General features: G+C 57.5%; 8 protein-coding genes and 1 tRNA gene. 2 read left to right on the top strand and 7 right to left on the bottom strand.

Features of this window, described 5'->3' with window-relative positions:
* Nucleotides 1-548: aspartate/glutamate racemase family protein (locus WBC85_RS16735; protein WP_424439988.1), on the top strand; the 548-nt coding region annotated here is incomplete at its 5' end.
* Nucleotides 549-627: 79 nt separating this feature from the next.
* Here WBC85_RS16735 and WBC85_RS16730 read toward each other — a convergent pair.
* From WBC85_RS16730 to WBC85_RS16700, 7 genes are read right to left on the bottom strand one after another with little or no spacing between them, the layout of a single operon-like run.
* The gene (locus WBC85_RS16730) at nucleotides 628-1,563 is read right to left on the bottom strand and encodes an AEC family transporter (protein WP_424439985.1); all 936 of its coding nucleotides are present in this window, start codon (nucleotides 1,561-1,563) and stop codon (nucleotides 628-630) included.
* 6 nt (nucleotides 1,564-1,569) lie between these two features.
* Nucleotides 1,570-2,367 (bottom strand): MBL fold metallo-hydrolase, encoded by a 798-nt coding sequence (locus WBC85_RS16725; RefSeq protein ID WP_424439982.1) that lies wholly within the window; start codon nucleotides 2,365-2,367, stop codon nucleotides 1,570-1,572.
* On the bottom strand, nucleotides 2,367-3,173 hold the full coding sequence (locus WBC85_RS16720; RefSeq protein WP_424439979.1) for a TatD family hydrolase: 807 nt from the start codon (nucleotides 3,171-3,173) through the stop codon (nucleotides 2,367-2,369). The genes WBC85_RS16725 and WBC85_RS16720 overlap by 1 nt, the downstream gene beginning before the upstream one ends.
* A gap of 34 nt (nucleotides 3,174-3,207) precedes the next feature.
* Nucleotides 3,208-4,323 carry a DNA polymerase III subunit delta' gene (locus WBC85_RS16715; protein WP_424439976.1) on the bottom strand — a complete coding sequence of 372 codons (1,116 nt, stop codon included), beginning with the start codon at nucleotides 4,321-4,323 and terminating at the stop codon, nucleotides 3,208-3,210.
* Complete coding sequence (gene tmk, locus WBC85_RS16710) at nucleotides 4,320-4,949, bottom strand: dTMP kinase (RefSeq protein WP_424439973.1); 630 nt, start codon at nucleotides 4,947-4,949, stop codon at nucleotides 4,320-4,322. The genes WBC85_RS16715 and tmk overlap by 4 nt, the downstream gene beginning before the upstream one ends.
* Nucleotides 4,950-4,953: 4 nt before the next feature.
* Nucleotides 4,954-6,135, bottom strand: a complete 1,182-nt coding sequence (locus tag WBC85_RS16705) for a D-alanyl-D-alanine carboxypeptidase family protein (protein ID WP_424439970.1) — start codon at nucleotides 6,133-6,135, stop codon at nucleotides 4,954-4,956.
* Between the two features lie 27 nt (nucleotides 6,136-6,162).
* On the bottom strand, nucleotides 6,163-7,020 hold the full coding sequence (locus WBC85_RS16700) for an SPOR domain-containing protein (protein ID WP_424439967.1): 858 nt from the start codon (nucleotides 7,018-7,020) through the stop codon (nucleotides 6,163-6,165).
* A 229-nt stretch (nucleotides 7,021-7,249) separates the two neighbouring features.
* Here WBC85_RS16700 and WBC85_RS16695 point away from each other — a divergent pair.
* Nucleotides 7,250-7,339, top strand: a tRNA-Ser gene (locus tag WBC85_RS16695).
* Nucleotides 7,340-7,544 lie beyond the last annotated feature (205 nt).

Below are 7,544 nucleotides of genomic sequence, written 5' to 3'. Positions count from 1 at the left end.
GCATCACGCTGACCACTGGCCCCTTCGGGATCGAAAGCCAACGCGACAGCGACAGCGTCATTCTACCGATGCTTGAGCTGATGAAGTCGCGCGCGGATGCCAGCGCCTTTGTCATCGCCTGTTATTCCGATCCAGGCATTGATGCGGCCAAAGCAGAGATCCCCGTGCCTGTCTTCGGCATTCAGGAGGCAGGTACAGCAACGGCCCTGTGCCGTGCAGATATGTTTGGTGTCATCGCGATAGGCCAACCGTCCATCCTGCGGCACCGGAAATATATGCGCCGCATGGGCGTGCTGGATCGCCTCGCGGGCGAGCGCGCGCTGAACATGAGCGTGGATGAAACGGCGCGCGGGGAAAACACCTTTCGCCGCCTTACCGATGTTGGTGCAGACCTTATCAATGATGGCGCGGCTTGTTTGATCCTAGGCTGCGCAGGCATGGCCAAACACCGCGCACCGCTAGAGCAAAAACTAGGCGTGCCAGTGATCGATCCAACCCAAGCGGCCGTCGCCATGGCCCATGGGACTGTACTGGCTTCCTCTCTCTAGAAATATCCCCGCCGGAGGCAAAACGGCATGGCCTATTGGCCATGCTTATCCAGCATGAGGGGGCTTGCCCCCTCATTCCTTATGGCAGCACCGACAACCAGAACCACGCGGAAAAGATAGACAGGGCCGTTGCAATCAACACAGTCGACGCCGCGACACGCTGCGCGCGCCCGTACATGCTGGCGAAAATATAGACATTAACGCCGGGGGCCATGGCCGATGTCAAAACCGCCGAGCGCATGCCGGCATCCGGCACGCCAAGACCATTGCTCAGGCTGAAAGTAATCAAGGGGTGCAATAGCAATGACAAGGCGCAAACGAACAGAATAACCCGTAAGTCCCCTTCGGGGCGGTAACGGTATAGAATACCCCCGAGGGCAAAAAGCGCGGTTGGCAGTGCGGTGCGCACCATCATATCAAGCGCGCCCTGCGCAACGCCGGGCACTGACAAACCTGAAATATTAAACAGGAAGCCCAGCGTAATCGCGACAATCAACACATTGCTGAACATTGCTTTCAGCACAGTCGCAGGCAGGCGCGTCATCGCGGTACCTGCTTCGCGTGCGCGCACGACTTCCATCACGGTGATCCCGAGCCCATAGCAAAACGGCGAGTGCATCGCGATGATTGCATAGTTGCCCGCTAATGCATCCGTGCCATAGGCACGTTCGGTAATCGCAAGGCCCAAAAGGACTGAGTTCGAAAACAGGGCACAAAATCCGATTGCAACGCTGTCTTCCCATGACCGGTTGAAGACATAGCGCGCGCCGATCAAGCCGAGCGCGAAACAGGTGCCCGCACCTGTGTAAAAGCTAAACAGCAATGCGGGGTCAAACCCTGTGTTCAGATCGATATGGGCCAAGGCATTGAACAACAGGCAAGGCACAGCCACCTGTTGGGCGAATTTCATGATCCCATCAATGGCCAGGTCATTCAGAAACTTGCGCCAAACCAGTACATAGCCAAAACCGACCACCAGAAAGACGGGAAGGATGACATCAATCAGCGCCTGCATCAGATGTCAGACTTCATAACTGATTTGCATTCCGTCAAAGGCGGGGACGACATGATCGGGGGTCTCTTTGAGGACCGTTTCATAATCCAGATCGATGTGCATATTGGTTAGCACCGCATGCGGAACGGCAGATTTGGCGATCCATTCCAGCGAGTTTTCCAAATGTGAGTGGCTCGGGTGCGGCGCGCGGCGCAGGGCGTCAAGCACCCAGCAATCCGCACCATCAATCGCGGCCCAGCCCTCATCGCTCATCGCTGAGACATCGGGCAGATAGGCCAGCGGGCCAATGCGAAATCCGAGCGCGTCGATCGAGCCATGCTCGATCTCGAAGGGGCGCAGTGTGATGGGGCCGCCCGTTCCTTCAATGGTGAACTCACCGTCAATGGTGAACAGGTTCAGGATAGGTGGATAGGGCGAGCCGTGGGGCTGCACAAAAGCATAGCCAAAGCGCGAAAGCAGATCGTTTTGCGTGGCACCATCCGCCCAGACAGGCAGGCGCGCGCGCATGTTGAACACCACCATGCGCAAATCGTCGATGCCATGCACGTGATCTGCATGGCTATGGGTATAAGCGACTGCATCAAGTGCGCCGATACCTGCATCGAGCAACTGGCTTCGCAGGTCAGGTGACGTATCGATCAAAACCCGCGTCGTACCGTTCTCGCCTATTCGTTCGATCAGCATTGAGCAACGTCGGCGCGCGTTCTTTGGATTGCTTGGATCGCACTCGCCCCAGTGACCGCCAAGTCGTGGCACCCCGCCGGAGGAGCCGCAGCCAAGAATGGTGAAGCGTAGTTCGGCCATTATGCGGCACCCTTATAGGCCGCGACCTTGCTGAAGAGGCGCTCGAAGTTCAGTTCCGTTTGTGCGGCAAAGGCTTCGGGTGTCATGTCGAGCACCTCTGCGCCGACCTTTGCAGTAAAGGCGGTATAGGCGGGTTCATTGCGTTTGCCGCGCCGCGGGACGGGGGCAAGGTAGGGGCTGTCGGTTTCCACAAGCACACGATCAACAGGGGCAGCGGCGAAGATATCGCGCACTTCGTGACTTTTGGGGAACGTTGCGATGCCTGACATGGATAGGTAAAACCCCAGATCGAGGCAGCGTTTGGCCAGCTCTGGCCCCGAACAATAGCAGTGCATCACGCAGGAATAGGGCGCGTTCTTATGTTCTGCACTGAGGATGTCCGCCATGTCTTTATCAGCGGCCCTTGCGTGGATGATTAATGGCAGGCGCGAGCGTTGCGCCGCTTCAATATGGACCAAAAGCGATTGTTTCTGAATGTCTGCGCTTTCCGCGGTGTAATGATAATCAAGGCCGCTTTCGCCGATGCCGACGAACTTGGGATGCGCGGTGAGCGCGAGAAGTTCATCGATGCTAGCAAGCGGCTCTTCTGCGGCGCTCATGGGGTGGGTGCCTGCGGCATAAAAAATCGGCGCATGGGCTTCGGATAGTGCGCGCACGGTTGGCTCGTTGCGCAGGCGGGTGCAGATCGTGACCATGCGGTGAACACCTGCCTCGGCGGCGCGCGCAAGAAGCTCGGGCACTTCCCCTTCAAAGTCGGGAAAGTCCAAATGGCAATGGCTGTCTGTGATGCGGGGCGGCTGTGTCATTTTGATCCTCGGCTCAAACCTTGGCGGGGCGGGATCAGACGGCCGCCTGCGATATCAGTTTCAGGGTATCTAGGATGAGCGCGGCAGGGTCAAGGTTCACTGCACGTCCGTGACGCAGCTTTGCGTCGACTTCTTGGGCGACTTCGGCCCAGCGGCGGGCTTGCCTTGGATTGGGGGACAGACGTGCGATCATCTCGCTCTCGCCCTGTGTGGCTTCGGGTGTTGGGGTCACGCCCAGTGTGCCAGCGCGCGCAAGTCGGGCAAGGGCGAGCGCGATGAGATCGACCAGCATATCCAGTTTGTCCTCTGCCCCGCGCTGCGCCGCCGCGTCGGCCAGGCGCAGTGCACGCGAGCGGTCCATACGGGGCAGGCTGGCGAGCAGCCCGACGAGTTCGGCGTAGATTGCAGGACCAGAGAGATTGGTCATGCGGATCGCTTCGCCCACAGAACCCGAGGTGAGCGCGCTCAGCGCGGATTGATCGAGGTCGGTTTCGGGCAGCGCTTGCTTTAGGGCTTGGGCCATGTCCGCGTCATTCAACGGAACAAGGCGCAATTCGCGGCAGCGCGAGCGGATCGTTGGAAGCAGGCGGGAAGGCTGGTGTGAAACAAGCAAAAGCGTTGCGCGTTCTGGCGGTTCTTCCAGCAGCTTCAGGATTGCGTTGGCTGCGTTGACATTCATTTCATCCGCTGCATCCACGATCACCACGCGCCGCCCGCCATCGGCAGATGACATGGCAAAGAAGTTCTTGAGCTTGCGTACTTCATCCACAGTGATTGCAGATTTCAGGCGTTTGGTTTTCTCATCCACGGGGCGACGTAGCACGAAGAGGCCGGGTTCCGCCCCTGCTGCCATACGCCGCGCGACCGGATTTTCGGGGTTTGTCTCTAGGGTTGTGGGCGCTTCTGGTGCGCCGAACATGCCACCGTCATCGTTGGGCTGACTAAGAAGAAACCGCGCAATGCGATAGGCGAGGGTCGCTTTTCCAGTGCCGCGCGGGCCGATCATCAGCCAGCCGTGATGCAGTCGCCCTGTGTTGTAGGCTTCCAGAAAACTGGCCTCTGCGGTATCCTGACCGACAAGGCGAGAGGTGTCACGCGGGTGCGGCGCACCCAAGACGCGATCCGGTTCTGGCAGGCTGTCGTCGCTCATTCCAAGTAGGCCTTGATAACGTTCAGGGTATCTGCGGCAATGGTGTCGATGTCGCGGGCGGCGTTAATAATGCGAAAGCGTTCCGGCGCGCTGGCAGCAAGCTCTAGAAACCCTGCGCGCATGGCTTTTTGCAAGCCTGCGCCAAAATCCTCAAAGCGGGAATCGATGCTGTCGCGTTCCACGGCACGGCTATGCGAAACATCGGGGTCCATATCAAAGAGCAGCGTCAAATCAGGTTCCCGCCCGATCATCAATCTGTGCAACTGGTCAACCAATGCACGAAGATCGCCGCGGCTGAGGCCTTGATACATGCGGGTGCTGTCAGCAAAGCGATCACAAATGACGATCTTTCCGGCCTCAAGCGCAGGCAGGATTGTGCGCTCCATATGATCGCGGCGCGCGGCGGTGAATAGCAATATTTCAGTCTCTGGCGACCAGCGGTCAGGTTCGCCCTGAAGTACCAATGCACGTATTTCTTCCGCCCCCGGCGAGCCACCCGGCTCACGCGTAAGAACCACGTCTAAACCCATTGAGGTCAAGGCCGCGCCAAGGCGTTTGGCCTGCGTTGACTTGCCCGACCCGTCGATGCCCTCAAAGCTGATGAAATGGCCCTTGGGCGTTTTCATGAATTCATGAGCCCTGTTCGACGGGGGCGACGGGCGCTTGGTTTAACTGGGTGAGCAAAATCTGCGCGACCGTTGTGACACGGGACATGAAGCCGCCCGTTGGCACCGCATTGCCGGCAACCAAGGGGATGCGCGTTTCCGGCAGGCCAGGGGGGCTAATCACCAGCTCTGCGATCTGTTGATCCTTGGCAATAGGTGCAGTGATCGGGCCATTGTAGATGACTTCGGCCTTCACATCGCCATCTATTGTCGCAATGGGCATAAGCATGGAAACGTCTTTGAGCGGAACAAGCGGGACAGTTTGATCGCGGCCCATCCAAACATCGGCGCTGGCGACCATCGTGCCTGCTTTGGCAACCGGTTTTACTGCGAACTGGCGAAACGCCCAGTTCACCACGGATTCTGCTTCTTCAGCGCGTGCATTTGCGGATTGCAAACCTGAAATCACAAATATGATGCGACGCTCGTTCTGTTTGGCTGATCCAACAAGGCCATATCCTGCCTCAGATGTGTGACCCGTTTTCAACCCGTCGGCACCAATGCCGAGCGTCAAAAGCGGGTTGCGGTTGCGCGTGTTTTGCGGCGCACGCCCGTCGAATTTGAACTCGCGTTCGCTGAAAAGCGGGTAAAAGCTTGGAAAGTCAGAGATCAACAAATTCGCGAGCAATGCCAGATCGCGCATCGACATGCGATGCCCGGCCTGTGGCCAGCCGTTCGAGTTTGAGAAGGTCGAATTTGTCATGCCAAGCTGCTGCGCACGGCGCGTCATGTAGCGGGCAAAGCCTGCTTCGGTGCCATCCGGGCTAAGCGCTTCGGCGATCACCGCGCAGGCATCGTTGCCTGACAATACGATGATCCCGCGGATAAGATCCTCGACGGTGACACGGTCGGTCGTGTCCAGAAACATCGTTGATCCGCCATAAGACATCGCATGTTTGGAAACGGGGAGTTTTTCGGCCAATGACAGGCGGCCGTCGCGGATCGCCTCAAACGCAATGTAAAGCGTCATTAATTTGGACATGGACGCTGGCGGCAGCATTTCATCCGCGTTTTTGGATAGCAACACGGTTCCAGTTGTTTGATCGATAATGAACGCAGAGGTCGCCCGCGTTTCAAACGCGTTCACAGGGAGCGCCAATAGAATGGGCAGCACAAATGCAAAACTGGCAGAGATCAGGTGGCGCATGTTGTGGCCCTCCTTATCAGTGTGGGTTTAGTTGCTCACAGCATAAGCATCCGCGAAGCCAGATGCCTTAATCTTTTTCAGCAAAGCGCTGAGCTCGGCGCTTGTTTGCGCAGGGCCGACCAAGACACGCCAGAACGGTTTGCTTGCGCTGGTGGATTTTTTGACCGTAGGCACCATGCCCGCAACGCGCATCGCTTCTGCCGTGTTGTTTGCGTTCTGCTCGACCGAGAAGATGCCAAGTTGGATATAGGGTTTGGACAAGCCGCTTTTGGCTGGCGCAGGTTTTGCAGCGGGTTTAGGCGCGGCTGCTGGTTTGCTCGCAGCTGTGGCAGCGCTTGCGGCAACAGGTGCCAATTCGGTAGCGCTGATCGCGCTTGGTGCATCAACCTGCGGCGCTGCCGCAGGGGCGGGACCCTTTTGCGCGACTTCTTCACGGCGCAGCGCAGTGACATTCAATTTGACAGGCTGGCCTGCCAGCATACCAAGAGTTGCGGCCGCGTCAGAGGACACCTGAAGGCGCGGGCCCGGGTTCTCACGTTCGCGCCGGAACAAAGCGCCGATTACGAATTTACCGTTCTTTTCATTGCGAATGATGACGCGTTCTGGATCTTTCACATCAGGGTGGGCCACCCAGACACCGCCCAATGACGGGCGTCCATCCCAAAGACCGTTTTCGGTAACCTGGAAAACATTGGGCGCTTCTACATCGCGCTCGACCAGTTTGACAGAACGGGACTGCGTTGGCCCATCCGCTGTGGCCGCGCTCTTGTCTTTGGGTTGCAGGAATTTCGGCCCCTGGCCGTCTTGGCATGCGCTTAGCGCAATGACCGAAGTCAGTGCCAACGCAACCCATTTGCGTTTCGAATGCGTTGTAACGATGTTCATACTCTGCCCTTTGCCCCAAAGCCCTATGCACATCGGCCGATTTTTCGGTCCTGAAGTGTGCGCGGCTGTCTAGCCTGTGTTGTGCGTAATGTAGCCTTGTTTTTAGCACAAGAAAAGTCCAGCGCGCAGGACTAAGCGGAATTTCGAACACATCTACGAAGTTTAACCGCATTTTGTGAACATTAGGGCCTTGCTGCTTTGGAATTGGCCGAGTATGAAACGCCTCGTCGGAGGCTTGGCAGAGTGGTCGAATGCACCGGTCTTGAAAACCGACGAGGGTGAAAGTCCTCCCAGGGTTCGAATCCCTGAGCCTCCGCCACTACCCAATTTTGTAGAGTTTGATCAGGTCGCCTTGGGCGGCCTTTTTCTTTTGTTTACTTAGGTTTGAGGCTGCTGTTCGGTTGTCTTGAGTTTATTTCGATAACGTCTATATTCTTTTCTTGAGTGGTAGAGAATGTGGTATTTTTAGATGGCCCTATCTGGGAAGCTGACAAAGAAGTTGGTCGAGAACCTTGGCGCTGGGC

This window comes from Planktotalea sp. (assembly GCF_049680325.1).
In the GTDB taxonomy this organism is placed as follows: domain Bacteria; phylum Pseudomonadota; class Alphaproteobacteria; order Rhodobacterales; family Rhodobacteraceae; genus Planktotalea.
This window is presented reverse-complemented; position numbering and strand designations above follow the sequence as displayed.

Excerpts from the sequence above, each read along its gene's own strand:
- tmk (WP_424439973.1), bottom strand. The coding sequence starts at position 4,949 with ATGAAAACGCCCAAGGGCCATTTCATCAGCTTTGAGGGCATCGACGGG.
- WBC85_RS16730 (WP_424439985.1), bottom strand. The coding sequence starts at position 1,563 with ATGCAGGCGCTGATTGATGTCATCCTTCCCGTCTTTCTGGTGGTCGGT.
- WBC85_RS16705 (WP_424439970.1), bottom strand. The coding sequence starts at position 6,135 with ATGCGCCACCTGATCTCTGCCAGTTTTGCATTTGTGCTGCCCATTCTA.
- WBC85_RS16700 (WP_424439967.1), bottom strand. The coding sequence starts at position 7,020 with ATGAACATCGTTACAACGCATTCGAAACGCAAATGGGTTGCGTTGGCA.
- WBC85_RS16715 (WP_424439976.1), bottom strand. The coding sequence starts at position 4,323 with ATGAGCGACGACAGCCTGCCAGAACCGGATCGCGTCTTGGGTGCGCCG.
- WBC85_RS16725 (WP_424439982.1), bottom strand. The coding sequence starts at position 2,367 with ATGGCCGAACTACGCTTCACCATTCTTGGCTGCGGCTCCTCCGGCGGG.
- WBC85_RS16720 (WP_424439979.1), bottom strand. The coding sequence starts at position 3,173 with ATGACACAGCCGCCCCGCATCACAGACAGCCATTGCCATTTGGACTTT.